Origin of the sequence: Brevibacillus sp. BD137 (assembly GCF_041644655.1) — a bacterium.
GTDB lineage: Bacteria > Bacillota > Bacilli > Brevibacillales > Brevibacillaceae > Brevibacillus > Brevibacillus brevis_D.
The window spans coordinates 21,017-38,647 of record NZ_JAOTNO010000012.1; the positions used below are offsets into that span (position 1 = coordinate 21,017).

Genomic DNA, 17,631 nt, shown 5'->3' on the forward strand with positions numbered 1-17,631 from the left:
TCTATTCCTTTTTCATGATCGCATTCTCATAGATCGCCACTAATTGCTGTACGGCGCTCGTCGGTGAAATCTCGCCACTCGCAACGGCTCCTTCAATGGAGGGAAGCAGCTCGGCTACTTGCTGGTTGCCGAAAAAAGTCGCGCGCAGGTAGTCCTGAGCCATACTGTGCATCCAATCGAGTAGCTGGGCTTTACGCCTTGCCTCGAAACTGCCTGATTGGATGGTGCTTTCACGAAATTGACCAATGACCTCCCAAATATCTTCAATGCCTTCCCCTGTCAGCGAAGAACACATGTATGCCTTCGTTTCCCAGCCAGTGGTTGCCGGCTGCAAGTAATGCAGAACACGGTTGTATTCCCCTTTGGCGATCAAGGCACGCGTCCGGTTTTCCCCATCGGCTTTATTGATCAGAAGCGCATCTGCAATTTCCATAATGCCTTTTTTGATTCCTTGCAGTTCATCGCCAGCCCCTGTCAGCATCAGGAGTAAAAAGAAATCGACCATAGACCTGACTGTCGTCTCGCTCTGTCCGACCCCGACCGTCTCGACCAAAATCACATCATAGCCTGCTGCTTCACAGATTAACATCGTTTCCCGCGTCTTCCGATTGACCCCGCCAAGCGTGCCGCCCGTGGCAGAAGGGCGGATGAACGCCTGTGAATTGCGTGACAAGAGCTCCATCCGCGTCTTGTCGCCGAGAATGCTTCCACGAGTAACCGTACTGCTCGGATCAACGGCCAAAACAGCGACACGATGACCTTTTTCACAAAGCATACTGCCGAATGCTTCAATGAACGTGCTCTTTCCCGCACCTGGAACACCGGATATCCCTATGCGTATGGAGTGACCTGTATAAGGAAGCAGTTGTTTGATCACCTCTTGGGCCATATCCATATGGGCGGGAGCATTGCTCTCGACCAGCGTGATTGCCTGCGCCAAAACCGTTCGGTTATTCTCTCGTACGCCTGAGACGTATTGATCCACTGATAAGCGTGGGAGACGTGCCTTGGAAGAAACGTTCAAGAAATTCTTGTCTGCCCTGCCCCCGGTCATTGTCCAGCAGCCTCCAGGCGATACACGATCTCTTGCAGAACGTGCTGGGCTGCTACAGGAATGACTGTTCCTGGCCCAAAGATAGCTGCGGCACCATGCTCACGCAAAAAGGCGTAATCCTGCGCCGGTATCACACCACCTATGACGACGACAATATCTTCGCGCCCCAGCTTTTTGAGCTCTTCCACCAGTTGTGGCAGCAATGTTTTATGTCCTGCCGCAAGCGAGCTGAAGCCGATCACGTGTACGTCATTTTCTATCGCCTGCTTCGCTGTTTCCTCAGGTGTCTGGAACAACGGACCGATGTCGACATCAAAGCCCAAATCGGCAAAAGCGGTGGCAATCACTTTTGCGCCCCTGTCATGTCCGTCTTGACCCATTTTCGCGATCATAATACGGGGACGTCTGCCTTCCCACTGCTCGAATTCATCTGCCATCTTACGCACGGCCGCTACCTCATCGGCATCTGCGTATTCGGAACTATACACGCCGCTAATGGAGCGAATGACCGCCTTGTGTCTGCCCACGACCTTTTCATAGGCATCCGATATTTCGCCCAAAGAAGCTCTTGCTCGCGCCGCTTCAATGGCCAGCTCCAACAGATTGCCTTCGCCCGTTTTCGCGCATTCCGTAATGGCCTGTAGAGTTGCTTGCACTCTCGCCTCATCCCGGTTACTGCGCAGCTCCTGTAAACGTCTGATTTGCGCTTCCCGAACCGCTGTGTTGTCAACTTCGAGAATTTCCAGCGGATCTTCTTTGTCCAGACGGTATTTGTTCACGCCAATAATGGCTTCCTTCGCTGAATCGATATGTGCCTGACGGCGTGCAGCCGCTTCCTCGATCTTCATTTTCGGCAATCCCGTCTCAATGGCTTTTGCCATACCGCCAAGTGCTTCGATCTCCTCGATGTGCGCCCACGCCTTTTCCACGAGCTGCGCTGTCAAGGACTCGACGTAATAGGAGCCTGCCCACGGATCGACGACCTTGGTTATCTCCGTTTCGTCCTGCAAAAACAACTGCGTATTCCGCGCGATCCGAGCCGAAAAATCGGTCGGCAGCGCAATGGCTTCATCCAGTGCGTTCGTATGCAGAGATTGGGTATGACCCAGAGCAGCGGCCATGGCTTCGATGCACGTCCGCACCACGTTGTTATACGGGTCCTGCTCCGTCAAACTCCACCCGGACGTTTGTGAATGTGTCCGCAGTGCCATCGACTTTTCGTTTTTCGGATGGAACTGTTTGATCAGATTGGCCCAAATCAAGCGGCCTGCACGCATTTTCGCCACTTCCATGAAGTAGTTCATGCCAATCGCCCAGAAAAATGACAGCCGTGGCGCAAACGCATCGATGTCGATACCTGCTGCAAGACCAGTACGAACGTATTCCAAGCCATCTGCTAGTGTGTAGGCCAACTCAATATCCGCAGTCGCACCCGCTTCCTGCAGGTGGTAGCCTGAAATACTAATGCTGTTGAATTTGGGCATGTGCTTGGAGGTGTAAGCAAAAATATCGGAAATGATCTTCATCGATGCTTCTGGCGGATAAATGTAAGTATTCCGAACCATGTATTCCTTCAAAATGTCATTTTGGATCGTTCCGGTAAGCTCCGCCTGCGATACCCCTTGCTCTTCTGCTGCCACGATATAGAACGCCATAATCGGCAAAACCGCTCCGTTCATCGTCATGGAGACGGACATTTTATCGAGGGGGATGCCGTTGAACAAGATTTTCATATCGAGAATGGAGTCGACTGCCACACCTGCTTTCCCGACATCACCAACTACCCGGGGATGATCGGAGTCATAGCCGCGATGCGTCGCGAGGTCGAAGGCAATCGATAGCCCTTTTTGTCCTGCTGCCAAATTCCGTCGGTAAAAAGCGTTGCTCTCCTCCGCCGTAGAAAAGCCGGCATATTGGCGAACCGTCCATGGCTGTGTCACGTACATCGTCGGATACGGTCCGCGCGTATATGGTGGCAAACCAGGCATGTAGCCGAGGTGATCCATCCCCTCCACATCTGCCATTGTGTAAAGTGGTTTTACAGGGATCTGCTCCAGCGTCTGCCACATTTGCTCCATTCCTTGTGGATTCGCACCCAGTTGGGGAAACAAATCAGACACATCACGTTTGGACTGATAAGCCATTTGTGAAAAATCAGGTCGCTTCATCATGAGTCCACTCCTATCCGCTCCTGAAGTTCTCGCAGCATCTCGTAGCAATTGGAACGCATGTGGATGCAATCATCTACACCGGCCGCCTTATAAGCAGCCAGCTGTTCCGCCTCTGGCAAGCCAGCCAACAGAACCGTCATCTGAGGTACACGTTGCTTGATTGCATAAGCCAATGGTGGAACCTGCTCCGGATAACTCGCATCGTCCGAGCAAATGACCGTGACCATCGCACCCGATGCTACCGCAGCTTCAGCCGCCTCTACAGTGGTAGAGAATGCTTGCTCGCGCAAAACGTCGAAGCCGCCAACCGCAAAAAACTCTGCTGCGAAGTCTGCCCGGGCCTTATGCTTTGACACAGGACCCATCGTCGCCAAGAACACGGTCGGTCTTTTGCCGGTTGTTTTCAAGAAATCATCTGCCTGCATCCGCAAGGCTTCAAAGCGTTCGGATGCCCGGTGAATACGAAGTGGCTGAATGATTGTCTCCACGGAATCTTCACGTCTCATGGCTTTGGCGATATCGCCCACAGTAGCTCCATGAAGCACTGCTTTTACTGCATGTGCCACGAGCTCATCGTTATGTTCCCCCAACCCATCGAGCGCTGAGGAGACGAGAGTCGCATTCTGTTTCAGCCGATGGGATCGTGCTTCCTCCGCTCGTTCTTCGTGCATGCTCAGAAGACTCTCGGCCTGCAGCGGCTGCTCAGCCGTATTGGCATACATGTTGGTTCCAACCAAACGCTTTTTACGCGTATCGATGCTCGCTGCTTTTTGATCCGCGCTCTGGGCGATCAAGTCTTGTGGGAAGCCTGCCTCTAATGCGCTCAGCATGCCACCGTGCGCTTCTACCTGCTGGAACAGCTCCCATGCCTTTTTCGCTAAAGCGTCTGTGAGCCATTCTACGTACCACGAACCTCCCGCAGGGTCGATCACTTTTGCCAGATGCGCTTCTTCTTGCAAAATGATTTGCGTATTTCTGGCGATCCTTCTCGAAAACTCATTGGCAGGGCGGATCGCTTCGTCAAATGCGGATACATGCAGACTGTCTGCTCCGCCAATAACGGCTGAGAACGCTTCTGTCGTGGAACGCAGCATGTTGACATACGGATCGTAAATCGTCTTTGTCCAAGCCGAGGTTCTGGCGTGAATTGTCATCTTTTGCGCTTCCGTTGATCCGCCGTAGGCCGCCACGATGTTTGACCAGAGCATTCTTGCCGCACGCAGCTTCGCGATTTCCATGAAAACGTCTGAGCCGATCGAATACGAGAACTGCATCCGTGCTGCGATATCCTCTATGGATAGCCCTCGCTCAAGCATCGCTTGCAAATAGTCCACCCCTGTGGCCAGTGAAAAAGCCAGTTCGGTTACTGCGTTTCCGCCGCCGTCCTGATAAGGATTGCTTTGAACCAAGATCGTTTTCAGCGCGGGCGCTTGATCTTTTGCCCATTTCGTTACGCTTGCCATCGTGTTATAAGCTGTCTGCAAGGAACAAGGGAGCTTGCCCTCTGTGAGCAGAACCGCTACAGGGTCTTGCCCGATGCATCCGCGAAGTTCGGAAACTTGTTGGCCTGTCGCTTCAACATGTGCCAAAAGGATCGATAGAATGGGCAAGCCAAGCGCCCCTGTGTTCATGTAAAGAGGGACCTCTGAAAGCTTCACCCCTTGGAGTGCCTGCTCGATATCCTCCCGGCAAAAAACAGATACGCCTTTGTGACCAATCGTATCTGGCAATGCTTCGTCAGGGTCAAGTCCAGCCAAAGTCGCTTGATCCACTATCAGATGCAGCATCGTTTGTCCGCGCGCTAAATCGTCTACGGCTGCCTGATTAAATGCTTTGGCCCTCGTTGCGCTGATTTCCTGACAGACCTGCCATTTGTGTTCCTTATGCTCGCCAAGCTGCTGACTTCCTCTATGAAAAGGCGCCTCTCCTGGCAGCGCTTCCAGATGCGGCAATGTTTTGACATCTTCGTACCGATAGATGGGCTGGCGAACAATTCCCTCGTGCGACTGCGTCAGTAGCTTGGCATCAAAAGATGCGCCCTTTAGCGATTTCTCTGCTGCTTCCCGCCATTGGTCGTACGTGGGAACCGAGAATTCCTTGAACCATGTATGTTTGCTCACTCTTCTAGTCCTCCCCTTAAAAGCTGCACCATTACGCTTGCTTCACCAGGAACAACGGCTGTCCATGCTCAACCAACTGACCGTTTTCCACCAAGACTTGGACAATCTCTCCTTTTACTTCTGCTTCAATCTCGTTAAACAGCTTCATGGCTTCGACAATACAGACAATGGTCGTTGGCTCTACACGATCATTTACGGATACGTATGGAGCTGCGTCAACGGCAGGTGCAGCATAAAAAGTTCCAACCATAGGTGAAGTGATTTTGTACAAGTTTTCTGTCACTTCTTCCGATTTCTGAGGTGCTTCCACTGGGTTTTTTGTGACCGGGCGCTCAATCGCTTCTTTTTTAGGCAAAAGGACAGCGGGTGCCGCCGTCACGATTGGCGCGCTTTTGGTTTGTACGGGGGGCTGATGCACAACTGTGACTGGATTCCCATTTCTTCGTTTGATACGCAAAGAAGAATCTTCGTCATTTACCTCAAAAGATTCTATGTCTGTCTGCTCCAATAGCTTCACAAGTTCTCGTAATTCGTAAATGGTAAGCACGACTATTCCTCCCCTATTCCGAATCTGACTGGAACAACCTCACGAACCGACTATGATGATTGCGCAAGACCGACCAGTTGGTCTTGTCAATATTATAGCAAATGTCAGAATACTAGTACAGACCAACTAGTTGGTCTGATCGAAGGATTATATAAGGGACCATCAAGCGACTATGCCCCTGTCTCCTATGGAAAAGCTTGAGTGTAGCCGCATGATCCTTGTTAGCACCCCTACAATGGATGGAAGGGATTTTCTTGAGATTGCAGGAAAAAACGTTGAAAGGCAGGGTTTTCCATTGATTCTGATTTCAAAACAGAATGAAGAACCATATCTGCATAAATATCCGCGATTTGCTCGATCGAGTACGTGCCAGATTTTTGATACCATTTGTAAATCCAGTTCACCATGCCAAAAATAGCCATGGACACAATCGGCACTGGCAGCTCCGGGCGGAACTCTCCTGATTCGATCCCGTCCGAAATGACGGTGAACATGATTTGTTTATAGCGATCCCGTTTCGTTTCAATATCTGTGTAGTACTCTGGAGCTAAAAACAAGCTTTCCTGATAAAAGATCGTAACCTGCGAGCGGTATAGATCAATCATCATGACGAAGGATTTTACGATGGCTTGCAGACGTTCTGTTGGGGTATCCCACTTCTCGTAAGCTTCCTCCGCTTTTTCCAGCACATACGTAATAAATTGATCATGAATGATGTAGAGGAGTTCATCTTTTGATTTGAAGTTGTGATAAAATCCTCCCTTTGACGTGCCGCTTTCTTTCACAATTTGATCCACAGTCACTTTGTGGTAGCCATTTGCTTCAAACAAGCGCATGGATGTTTCAATAATACGTTCTCTGATTGATTTTTCGACCATTATCTTCACCCGAGAACATTATAGCATAACTACATAGCAAAAACGCCGATTCTCTTCGGTACGAGATCGGCGTTGCTTCTTTAATTCGATGGTGTGGAAACAGGTACGGCACCTGAATATTCTTCGAGCGTAATTCCTTTTTCTCCGATTTCTTGCGCGATCTCGCCACCTACATAACGCAAATGCCACGGCTCATAAATATAGCCCGTAATCGCGTCTTTTCCCTCTGGGTAGCGAATGATAAATCCAAACTTCTCGACGTTTTCATCCAGCCACTTTGCTTCCTTGGTTCCGGCAAAGCAGCTCGTTGCCGCACATTTGCCATCCTTACCAGAGACGTCAATCGCGAGTCCCGTCTCGTGCTCACTCGTCCCAGGAACGGCACTGTAAGTCCGTGCTTTCTCCACGCCGTCTTTTTTTACATAGCGATTAAACAGCGCTTTCTGGTAGGCGTGGGAGCGATAGGCAGATACGCCAGCCAACTGGACACCGTCAGCCTGGGCTGCCGCAAATAACTGCTCAAGCGCACCCGCCGCTTCTTTGCGCATTTTGCGTTTCTCGCTCTTTTCCGGGAGCAAGTAAGGAACATTTGGAAACACTAAATCATTTGGCTGATAGTTCTCTGGAAGCTTGCGTTGTTTGTTCACCAGTACAGCAACACTCTCTGGCTCACCCACAACCTCTATGTCCGGAAACGACAGCTCAGGCGGCTGACCAGCTGACGGCTTTTCTGCTGGCTTCGTTTCCGTTGGCTTCGCTTTCTGGGGTTGCTCCGGTTGTTCTTGCTTTGGTGTTTCAGCAGATGGAGGCGTGGTCTCCTCCTTTGGCTTCTCTGCTTCTTTCTTTGGAGGAGTTGGCGACTCCGTGGATGGTGGTGTCTGGGGTTCTTGTGGAGCAGCTGTACTGTTACATCCAGACAACACAAATGTCAATGCCGTTACGAGTACAAGCGGATGCAAAAGTCGGTGTCGAAAACTTCTCATTGTAACGTTCCTTTCGTTTTGGAGCGGATCCAATTATGTAGGTAAAAAAGTACGTACCTATTATGACATAATTGATAGGCTTTTCGTTACATGTTTTATTGAGAAATCACGACCTGATCGAGATTCAGGTAACCCGCTGGACTGATGGAGAAGCCCTGAATATGGTTACTAATCACAGCCAAATTCTCCAGATTGCGAATCGGAACAACCAAAGCATCTTGCAGCTCCACTTCTTGTGCTTTTGCGTAGATGGCGAGTCTTTTTCCAGGATCAGTTTCGACCCGGCCAGCCTCGATGAGACGATCCAGCTCGGGATTGCTGTATTGAAAACTGTTGCCCGCCCCGCCACCTGATGTATGAAACAAATTGTACTGATTATAGTCAGCATCCCCGGTTGCATTTCCCCAGCCACTGACAAAAATCTCATGCTCCTTCGTTTGCTCAATGGTTCGGACGAAGTCATCGTAGCTGACGACTTTTAGCTCCGCGTCGACGCCGATTCCTTTTAATTGCGACCGTATCACTTGGGCAACCAAGATTCGATCCCGTCTGTTGTAGGTAATCATATGAATGGGAAAACCATCTGGATAGCCCGCCTCTGCGAGCAACCGACGTGCTTGGTTGATGTCGTACGGGTAGCTTTTCACTGTTGGACTGTAACCGAACACTTGCGGGCCAATCGGTGAGTTCGCCTTTGTTCCCACATTGTTATACACCCCTTTAATGATCGCTCCCGTCTCGATCGCCATACTGATGGCCTTCCTCACACGGATATCATTCAATGGTGGACGTGCTACATTAAATCCGATAAACTCCGTCCCGAGTGCATCGCTGCGGTACACACGCATCTGGTTGGATGCTTGAATTCGATCCAACTCCATGACAGGGATGGACTCTGCAATATGTGCTTCTCCATTTTCGACCATCGCGATGCGAGCCGCATCATCCGGAACAACCTTGAAGACGACATGATCAAGGGTAGCGGCTTCGCCCCAGTAGGACTGATTTTTGCTCAACGTGATTTGACTGCCATGCTCCCATGATTGAAACCGATAAGGGCCAGTACCAACCGGATGCTGCGATAATTCCCGCCCGTATTTATCGATCGCTGTAGGGCTGATGATGCTCCCCTCGTGACTGGCCAAAATAGAAAGCAATGGTGCAAATGGTTTGTGAAGAATGATTTGCACTTTGTACGGATTGATGACCCGTACCTGCTTTATTTTATCGAACATGGCTGCTCGAGGAGAAGCCATGGCCGGATCTAATACACGATCAAATGTTTTCTTGACCGCCTGTGCTTGAAAGGGAGTCCCATCGTGAAAAGCAACGCCTTGTCGGAGAGTAAACTCCCAAGTAAGATCGTCGATTTGCTTCCATGCCGTTGCAAGCTGTGGCTGAATGTTCATGTTCCGATCTCGTTTGACGAGCCCTTCATACACTTTTCCTTGGATAACACTCGCCTCATTGATCGTCAAGATAAAATGGGGATCGAGATTTGTGGCATCCGACATACGTACAATGATTAACGTCCCACCCTCGGCAACGTTTTGGGGAGTCGGTGCGATTTGATTGTTGTGCGGCGGCTCCTGACCGAAAGAACAGCCTGCTAAGACCATGATTGCTGCGAGTAACAGTCCAATTCGTCTGTGTAAGGATGTCTGTGTATACATTGGACCCTCCCTGCATGCTCGTATGTTTCCCTCGTTGTATGTGTAGCAAAAAGACCGCCCTTCTCCCAAGTTTCCCAGAGAGTGGCGGTCCACACTCTATTCTTTTTCGAATAATCGCTTAAACTCCCCGAAGCCTTCTTCCTCCAAGCGATCCTTCGGAATGAAGCGCAATGCTGCTGAATTGATGCAGTAGCGCAATCCATTTTCTCCAGGACCGTCCTCGAAAACGTGGCCGAGATGAGAATCTGCCTCTTTGCTGCGAACCTCTGTCCGAATCATATTATGTGTCAAATCCACATGTTCGGTTACGTTTTCCTCTTGCATGGGCTTGGTAAAGGATGGCCACCCGCAGCTGGAATCGAACTTGTCCAAGGAACCGAACAAAGGCTCGTTGGAGACGATGTCTACGTAGATGCCCTCTTCCTTGTGGTCCCAGAATTCATTCGTAAACGGACGTTCTGTCCCGTTATTTTGCGTCACCTCGTACTGAAGCGGGGTCAAGATTTTTTTCAATTCTTCTTGCTTCGCACGGTCGCGCCATGCTTCTTTGGTGAATTTCGCTCTGCCTGATGCCGCCCGATAATATTGGTAGCGGACCGGATTTTTCTTATAGTACTCCTGATGATAATCCTCCGCCGGATAGAACGGCTTGGCTGGCAAAATTAGCGTTGCAATAGGCTTTTGGAAACGACCACTTGCATCTAACTCTTGCTTGGATTTTTGCGCAATCCTTTCTTGCTCTTCATTATGATAGAAGATCGCTGGCGCATACGATTGACCTCGGTCACCGAATTGACCACCAGCGTCAGTCGGGTCGATTTGTCTCCAAAACATTTGCAGCAATTCCTCGTAGGAGATGAGCGACGGATCATAGGTGATTTGGACCGCTTCATAGTGTCCCGTCGTATCAGAGCATACCTCTTCATAGGTTGGGTTTTCGACATGACCGCCTGTATAGCCGGAGACGACTTTTTGAATGCCTGGCATCTTGTCAAACGGACTGACCATGCACCAAAAGCATCCGCCTGCAAATGTTGCGATTTCGAATGGATGTGTATCGCTGTTCACGCATTTCGCCTCCTGTAGATATATGTACACTTTCCTTTACGATTGTACATGGTTTGCAAAAGCAAAGTCCACTCTGTAAGTGCTGCGAGGAGGGTTCCAATTGAAAAGGAAAGGAGACCTTTTTACACGAAAGGTCCCCTTTTCGTTATTTGGTTGTTACTCAGATAGCGCTTTGGCAAATCCAGAGAGCATGACAACCATATGGGCAATTCCTTCCTCGAAGTCTTTCAAGCGGATGGATTCGTTCGGCGCATGTACTTTGCAGCCAACCCAGCCAACCCCTGTACTGACAACCGGAAGCTTCAGCTGTTCACCGAAAATATACATCGGACCTGTGCCTGCGGCGTTTGGCGAAAGCACTGGCTCATGATCGTAAATGACGCGAGCGGTATCCAGTACGTGAGTAACAAATGGATGATGGAAATCGGAGCGATACGCTTTTTGTCCGTTGATCATGGTGACGGTAATATCCGTAAAACCATGCTTCTCCAAATGATTCTCGATGCAATTCATGATGTGCTGTGGATCTTGTCCTGGGACAAGGCGGCAATCCAACTTGGCCTTCGCGCTTTTCGGCAGTACTGTCTTCGCGCCCTCTCCTGTATAGCCGCTATCCAGACCGCAAATGGTCATGGTCGGGTGAAAAACCATGGCTTCTCGTGGGTCCACTTGGCTTGCTGCGGTAATCAATGGGCGTTTCAAACCGTATAGCTCTGCTGTCGCCTCTTCACTGAACGGCAATTCGGAAACAACTTTCTTTTCATCCGCTGTCGGTTCCTCGATCCCGTCGAAGAAGCCTTCGACCAAAATCTCGTTTTGCTGATTTTTCATCGTCGCCAATGCCTGTACGAGGCGCCATGCTGCATTGTCTACATACGCACCGACAGAGGAGTGCATGTCGATCTCTGCTCCAACGCAGGTCAGCTCTAAGTACGCCATTCCTTTGATCCCAGCAACCATGCTGATTCGCTCATTTTCGTCTTTTCCACCAAATTCCCAAATGCAGGCATCCGCCTGGAAAAGCTCTTTGTACGCTCGAAGATATGGCTCCAGATTCGGGCTGCCGATCTCTTCTTCTCCTTCGATCAGAAACTTGATGTTGCAAGGCAAACCGCCTGCCTGCTGCTGCAATATCTGAATCGCCGTCAGACGTGCTACGAGGTCACCTTTATTGTCGGCAGCGCCACGCGCATACAGTTTTCCATCGATGATCGTCGGATCGAACGGCTCCGTGTTCCACTCATCAAACGGTTCAGGTGGTTGAACATCGTAGTGATCGTAAAAGAGGAGCGTTTTGCTGGCGTCTCCCTCACTGCCTGCTGCAAAAAACGCATACACGACTGGATTTCCGCCAAGACTGTCGAGTACCTTTGTCTCACCGCCAACCTCATGAATCATTTTGACCACGTATTCAACCGTCTCTGGGATGGCCTTATGCTGCGCGGATACGGTAGGAAAACGCAAATATTGCTTCAGCTTCTCGATTGCATGCGGCAAATTTTCTTGCACGATACCTAGCACTTGTTCTTTGTTCACAATCGGGCACCTCCTATTGGCATACCTGCTTATTCGACTTTCTCTTTTTGGTGTGCAACCAAATAGCTGTCAAACCAATCTGTCGTATATTGCAGTCTCAACACGCGTTGCTCTGGATCACCACTGCGGGAAAGCTCATGACTGGCACCTGGGAAACGAACAAACGATACCGGAGCCTTGCCTTGATGCTTCAATGTTACATAGAGCTGCTCGGCCTGCTCGATTGGGCACCGGTAGTCATGTTCGCCATGCATGATCAGCAGAGGCGTCTCGATGTTCTCTACCAAGCGAATCGGTGAATGCTGCCACATTTTTTCTGGATTCGTGAATGGATTTGCCTGAATCTCCTCCGCGGTGAAGAAATAACCGATATCACTGACACCGTAAAAGCTAACCCAGTTGCAAATACTCCGATCGGTTACGCCCGCTTTGAATCGATTGGTTTTACCGACGATCCAGTTCGTCATGAAGCCACCGTAGCTACCGCCTGCGACACCCAAGCGGTCCTCATCGACAAAATCGAAATGATCGCATGCAAATTGCACGGCTGTCATCAAATCGCGGTAATCATTCCCTCCATAGTCACCGCAGCATGCCTGAACAAAATGCTCTCCGTAGCCAAAGCTTCCTCTCGGATTCGTATAGAGTACGGCGTAGCCTTTTGCAGCGAGCAGCTGGAACTCGTGGAAAAACGTATTTCCATACATGGAGTGAGGCCCGCCATGAATTTGCAGAACCATCGGGTATTTTTTTCCTTCTTCAAAACCGACAGGCTTGAGCATCCAACCGTGCAGCTTCCAGCCATCCTTTGCGACAAACTCTATTTCTTCTGGAACTGGGAGCTCCATGCCCGCAAATAGCTCTTCGTTCAACGCTGTTAGACGTTTTTCTTCTCCGTCCTTTAAACTTACTTGATACAGGTCGCCGGGCGTAAACGGATCACTGATGGCAGCAACTACCGTTTGTTCGTTTTCATGCAGCGAAAAGCCGTAAATATTCCGATTGCCCGTTACAACAGTCGTGACTTTACCATCCAGCGTTACGTGATAAATGCCAGAATTTCCTCGTTCGCTGGCGATGAAATACATGCCTCTTCCGTCTGCTGTCCATATTGCGCCTGGATTCGGGTGACCTGGCGAACGCATGTCTCCGATGGTCGAATCGCCAACCTGAACGTCCCAATCAGCCGTGATGCAAGAATAGTCGCCCTTTTCAAAATCATATACCCAGATGCGCTTCTGTGCTGCGTACAAATGCGTGTCCGATTCACTTCCGATATACGCTAGCTTCTTACCGTCAGGTGACCACGTTGGATAGGCAAAAATCCCTTTGCTGTTGGTCAGCTTTTTCCATTCTCCCCCTTCAGAAGGAATGATAAAAACGTCAACACCGTGCTGAAAATCAGGGTCTTCTGCACGGTTCGCCGTAATGGCGAGCCATTTTCCATCCGGCGACCAGGAGCCAATTGTATGATTGTACGGGCCATCGCTGAGTGGAGTAACCTCGCCTGTTTCTACATGAACAATAGCCAGCTGTTTGTTTTTCTCGTAAATGAAACCAAGATCATCGGATTTGTACTTCATTCTCCCGACATGAATGGCTTTGGCCTTTTCTTTCTCCTCTGCTCCTTCCAGGTCTGCGAATGTTTCCCCTTCATCCAGGATTGACGAGAAGACAATGTATTTGCCGTCAGGTGACCAAGTCGGATTGCTGACGCCGTTTTTGCAACGCGTGAGCTGCCTAGCCTCTCCTCCGTTTGCATCGATCAGCCAAATCTGTGGTTTTCCAGATCGATTCGAGACAAAGCTGATCTTTGAACCATCAGGCGACCAACGCGGGTAGGTATCGCGGGAGCCAGACGTCAAGGGCAGTGGATCATCTGCATCCAATTTTCGTAAATACAAGTGATTTTGATAAGCGTGGGACTCATCGATTTGATTTTCTACATAGGCAAGCGTTTTTCCGTCTGGTGATAGCTGCGGATCACTCGCGTACCGCATTTGATACAAATCTTCAGCCGTGATGCCTCTTTTTGCTTGCGTCATGCTTATCACTCCTCGATTTTATTGGTGGATGCGAGTTGCTCCAAAAAGAACTGGGAAATCTTTTGATTCAACGTGATGTGATTGTCCAGCTTTTCGGTAAAGTGACCTTCATCCTCAAAGATGTGCAAGTCGACTTCTTGCCCCCTGCCTCTCATGTCTGCTACGAGCTGTTCTGCTTCACTGACAGGAACACGCGTATCATTGCGCCCATGGAATACGAGAAGCGGGGCCGTGATCTTCTGCGAATGATTCAAAGGAGCAATTTCTTCAAAAAAGTCATCGTCTTCACCGAGGAACCCATACTCCACCTCACGCAATCTCCTTCTCCATTCCCCGGTGTTCTCCAGAAAGGTTTTGAAGTGGGAAATCCCCACAATATCAACACCCGCGGCCCACAGGTCAGGGTAATGCGTAAGCGCAGCCAGTGTCATGAAGCCTCCGTAACTACGGCCCATGATGCCGATCGCATTCGGGTCAACGCTTGGACGGTTGCCTAAATCTTTGACCAGCCAAGCCAAATCTGCTACAGAATCCATCCGCTTGCGGCGATCATCGAGCTGGACATATTCCCGACCGTAGCCCATGCTGCCGCGAACATTCGGTGCTACCACCGTAAAGCCTTCGTTCGCCAAAAATTGAAAAACAGGATGATACTCCGGTCGAATTTGGCTCTCTGGCCCGCCATGGACGTAGACGACGACTGGTTTTTTCTCTGCAGGTTCAGATGTATCTTTGGCATAAAGGAAATACGGCACTTCCAATCCATCAAAAGAATGAAACGTGCACAATTCCGGCTCGATGAGTAGTTTATCCTCCAGAGCATCAGATTGACCAATGTTTGTCACACGCCTGCTGGTTTGCTCCGAAAGGGTGTATGTCCAGATATCACCTGGAAGTGTAGGACTTTTCAACGTATAGGCGAGCTGATCATCATTCACCCACGCCAAGGAAGAGATTACGCCACGTGGTGCTCCTTCTACCCGCTTCCAGCTATGTTCTGTCAACGAATAGAGGGCAAGAACGGAGTACCCTCCTTCATTGATCGTGAAGGCAAGAAACTTCTCATCTGGGGATAATTGGGTCGCCTCCATGTCCCATTTCGGGTCGTGCACCAGTTTATCCAGCTCTCCTGTACGGAGTGAAAAGCGGCACAACGCTTTCGTATTTTCATCGCGGTCGGTTACGAGATATCCCGTTTGGCCGTCTTTAGACAGTACCGAGGAATGATAGCGCGCATGTTTGCTGCAAATGGAGAGCTTTTGTGCTTCCTTCGTCTGCAGATTCAACAAATACAGGCAATTGTCAATGTTGGTCTCCTGCACGCTGAAAATGAGTCCTCTCCCATCTGGCAGCCAGCCGATTGGATCGGTGCGCCCATCGTAACGGAAGACTTCTTCATACGTGCCACTCTCGACATCCTGTACAAAAATATCAAAGCTGCGCGGATTGCGACGATTGCTGGACCACGCGATCTTTTGCCCACAAGGTGACCAGCCACCCAAATAGTGAAAATAATCAGGAGCGTCTGTCAGCGGCTTCACAACTGCACCATTTTCCGTTAGCAAAAAGAATTGCTGCCGCTCGTCTCCCTTGTTGTCCATTCCGACAATCGTTTTCGTCCCACACGGGGAATGGTCAACTTCTACGACTCGATCAGGCATAAAGGTCACTTGCTCCGAGCGGTTGGACTCTTCATTCCAGCGCCACAACTGCGCGATACCTGTCAGCTTCGTTAAAAAGGTAATCTCTCTACGCTGCGGTACCACCTTCAAATGATACGCGGATTTCACTTGCAGATAGTCCAAAATCACGAGAAATCATCCTTTCCTGTTTTGCTTGATGTTCGTTGGATTATGTAAAGAGAAAAAAGAGGAGATTACTCCTCTTTTTTTCTATTTTTTCGTTGCCCAGCGAGCGCTTGGGAACGCGTTGACTGGGAAAGTGAGACCCTCCAGATTCGGTTTCACCAAATAGTTTTGCTGGTAGTGGTAGACTGGCATGAACGGCATTTCATCCATCAAAACGGCTTCTGCCTGATGAAGCAATTCCATACGCTTGTTCGGGTCTTGCTCAACTTTTGCCGCCATATTCAACTGATCATACTCTTTGTTCACCCAACCCGTACGGTTGTTCGGGCTTTCACCCAAATAGTAGTCAAGGTTAAATGAAGGATCATTGATTTGGCCTACCCAGCCCATACGGCCCATTTGATAGTTCTTTTGCTTGGTTGTATCCAGATATACTTTCCACTCTTGGTTGGTCATTTTCACTTCTACGCCCAAGTTTTTCTTGAGCATTTCTTGGATCGCTTGCGCTATTTTCTTGTGGCTTTCATCGGTGTTGTACATGAGTGTAACTTCTGGCAGTGTGGACCAGCCTTCTTCTTGCATACCTTCAGCCAGCAGCTTCTTCGCCGCTTCGTAATCTTCTTTGAAGTAGTCTCCACCCTCTTCGCGGAAGTCTTTTCCGTTTGGCTGCATCGCTCCACGCGGAACCATGGAGTAAGCTGGCGTCTCTCCACCTTGGCTTACCATTTCGGACAGCGCTTTACGGTCAAGCGACATGGCGAAAGCTTTACGAACCTTTTTATTCGTAAACGGTTCTTTTGTTACGTTAAACATGTACATGTACGTACCGTAGTAAGGAACGGATTTAAAGTCTGGGCTCGATTTTTCTTGCGCGAGGATGTCAGACGGCATCTCTTTGTTGAAGTCGAGCTCGCCACTCTTGTACATCTGATAAGCAGTCGTGGCATCGTTCACCATTTTCCAGGTGATCTTCTCCATTTTTACGTCCGCTTTGTTCCAATAATGCTCGTTCTTTTCTACCACGAGCTCAGAGTCATGCTTCCAGGAAACGAGCTTGTAAGCACCGTTGGAGATGTAGCTGTCCGCATTTGCTGCCCATTTGGGATTCGCCTCTGCCTGCTTCTTGTTGATTGGGTGCCAGTAACGGGTAGCGAGCATTTTGTCAAAGTACGAGGTAGGTGCGACCAGCTCGATTTCGAGCGTTTTTGCATCCACTGCCTTGATACCTACATCTTCTGCTTTTCCTGTGCCCTTGTTGTATGCCTCTGCTCCTTTAATGTAATAGAGCAGGTAAGCCGTAGTCGAAGCAGTTGCTGGATCAAGATGCTTCATATACGTGAAAGCAAAATCCTCGGCTGTCACTGGCTCGCCGTTTGTCCATTTCACATCATCGCGCAAAATGAACGTGTACTTTAGCTTGTCATCTGACAGCTTCACTTCCTTGGCTTGTCCCAAGATCGGATTGCCATCCTTATCTTTGGTGTACAGACCTTCCCCCAAGTGATCCATGATCCAGAAGGACGTCGTATCGGTTGACGTGAGTGGGTTCAAATCTGGCGGCTCAGACTTGGCATTGAACACAACCTCTTGTTTGGCAGCAGCGCCTGGGGTAGTGGTACCTCCAGTCGATGCTGACTCGCCACTACCGCCGCAACCAGCCAGAGCCGGAATGACGAGCGAGAGCGACAGGGCAAAAGCAGCTAATTTCTTCACGTTGTTTCCCCCTATATATTAAGATAGAAAATCGA

Annotated in this window: 12 protein-coding genes; all 12 read right to left on the minus strand. The window is 49.7% G+C overall.

Features of this window, described 5'->3' with window-relative positions; genetic code table 11:
- Position 1: 1 nt before the first annotated feature.
- The 12 genes from meaB to ODZ53_RS22345 all read right to left on the minus strand — a co-directional run bounded on the left by meaB (position 2) and on the right by ODZ53_RS22345 (position 17,596).
- The gene (gene meaB / locus ODZ53_RS22290) at positions 2 to 1,054 is read right to left on the minus strand and encodes a methylmalonyl Co-A mutase-associated GTPase MeaB (protein WP_372680133.1); all 1,053 of its coding nucleotides are present in this window, start codon (positions 1,052 to 1,054) and stop codon (positions 2 to 4) included.
- Positions 1,051 to 3,222, minus strand: a complete 2,172-nt coding sequence (gene scpA / locus ODZ53_RS22295; RefSeq protein ID WP_372680306.1) for a methylmalonyl-CoA mutase — start codon at positions 3,220 to 3,222, stop codon at positions 1,051 to 1,053. Before scpA ends, meaB begins: the two co-directional genes overlap by 4 nt.
- On the minus strand, positions 3,222 to 5,345 hold the full coding sequence (locus ODZ53_RS22300; protein ID WP_372680135.1) for a methylmalonyl-CoA mutase family protein: 2,124 nt from the start codon (positions 5,343 to 5,345) through the stop codon (positions 3,222 to 3,224). The genes scpA and ODZ53_RS22300 overlap by 1 nt, the downstream gene beginning before the upstream one ends.
- Before the next feature lie 31 nt (positions 5,346 to 5,376).
- Positions 5,377 to 5,892, minus strand: a complete 516-nt coding sequence (accB, locus tag ODZ53_RS22305; protein WP_372680137.1) for an acetyl-CoA carboxylase biotin carboxyl carrier protein — start codon at positions 5,890 to 5,892, stop codon at positions 5,377 to 5,379.
- 230 nt (positions 5,893 to 6,122) lie between these two features.
- The gene (locus ODZ53_RS22310) at positions 6,123 to 6,770 is read right to left on the minus strand and encodes a TetR/AcrR family transcriptional regulator (protein ID WP_041749409.1); all 648 of its coding nucleotides are present in this window, start codon (positions 6,768 to 6,770) and stop codon (positions 6,123 to 6,125) included.
- Positions 6,771 to 6,850: 80 nt separating this feature from the next.
- The gene (locus ODZ53_RS22315) at positions 6,851 to 7,753 is read right to left on the minus strand and encodes a M15 family metallopeptidase (protein ID WP_199926828.1); all 903 of its coding nucleotides are present in this window, start codon (positions 7,751 to 7,753) and stop codon (positions 6,851 to 6,853) included.
- Between the two features lie 95 nt (positions 7,754 to 7,848).
- Positions 7,849 to 9,426, minus strand: coding sequence for a glutathione ABC transporter substrate-binding protein (locus ODZ53_RS22320; RefSeq protein ID WP_372680139.1), 1,578 nt, complete (start codon positions 9,424 to 9,426; stop codon positions 7,849 to 7,851).
- A 96-nt stretch (positions 9,427 to 9,522) separates the two neighbouring features.
- Positions 9,523 to 10,494, minus strand: coding sequence for a peptide-methionine (S)-S-oxide reductase MsrA (msrA, locus tag ODZ53_RS22325; protein ID WP_372680141.1), 972 nt, complete (start codon positions 10,492 to 10,494; stop codon positions 9,523 to 9,525).
- Between the two features lie 156 nt (positions 10,495 to 10,650).
- Positions 10,651 to 12,030 (minus strand): M20/M25/M40 family metallo-hydrolase, encoded by a 1,380-nt coding sequence (locus ODZ53_RS22330; protein WP_372680143.1) that lies wholly within the window; start codon positions 12,028 to 12,030, stop codon positions 10,651 to 10,653.
- 29 nt (positions 12,031 to 12,059) lie between these two features.
- Positions 12,060 to 14,075, minus strand: coding sequence for a S9 family peptidase (locus ODZ53_RS22335; RefSeq protein WP_372680145.1), 2,016 nt, complete (start codon positions 14,073 to 14,075; stop codon positions 12,060 to 12,062).
- 5 nt (positions 14,076 to 14,080) lie between these two features.
- A complete protein-coding gene (locus ODZ53_RS22340; protein ID WP_372680147.1) occupies positions 14,081 to 15,886 on the minus strand; it encodes a S9 family peptidase in 1,806 nt (601 codons plus the stop codon).
- A gap of 81 nt (positions 15,887 to 15,967) precedes the next feature.
- Positions 15,968 to 17,596: a peptide ABC transporter substrate-binding protein gene (locus ODZ53_RS22345; RefSeq protein WP_372680149.1), complete on the minus strand. Its 1,629-nt coding sequence runs from the start codon at positions 17,594 to 17,596 to the stop codon at positions 15,968 to 15,970.
- Positions 17,597 to 17,631 lie beyond the last annotated feature (35 nt).

Coding starts and splice junctions, on each gene's coding strand:
- meaB (WP_372680133.1), bottom strand. CDS start 1,054: ATGACCGGGGGCAGGGCAGACAAGAATTTCTTGAACGTTTCTTCCAAG.
- ODZ53_RS22320 (WP_372680139.1), bottom strand. CDS start 9,426: ATGTATACACAGACATCCTTACACAGACGAATTGGACTGTTACTCGCA.
- ODZ53_RS22315 (WP_199926828.1), bottom strand. CDS start 7,753: ATGAGAAGTTTTCGACACCGACTTTTGCATCCGCTTGTACTCGTAACG.
- ODZ53_RS22335 (WP_372680145.1), bottom strand. CDS start 14,075: ATGACGCAAGCAAAAAGAGGCATCACGGCTGAAGATTTGTATCAAATG.
- scpA (WP_372680306.1), bottom strand. CDS start 3,222: ATGAAGCGACCTGATTTTTCACAAATGGCTTATCAGTCCAAACGTGAT.
- ODZ53_RS22310 (WP_041749409.1), bottom strand. CDS start 6,770: ATGGTCGAAAAATCAATCAGAGAACGTATTATTGAAACATCCATGCGC.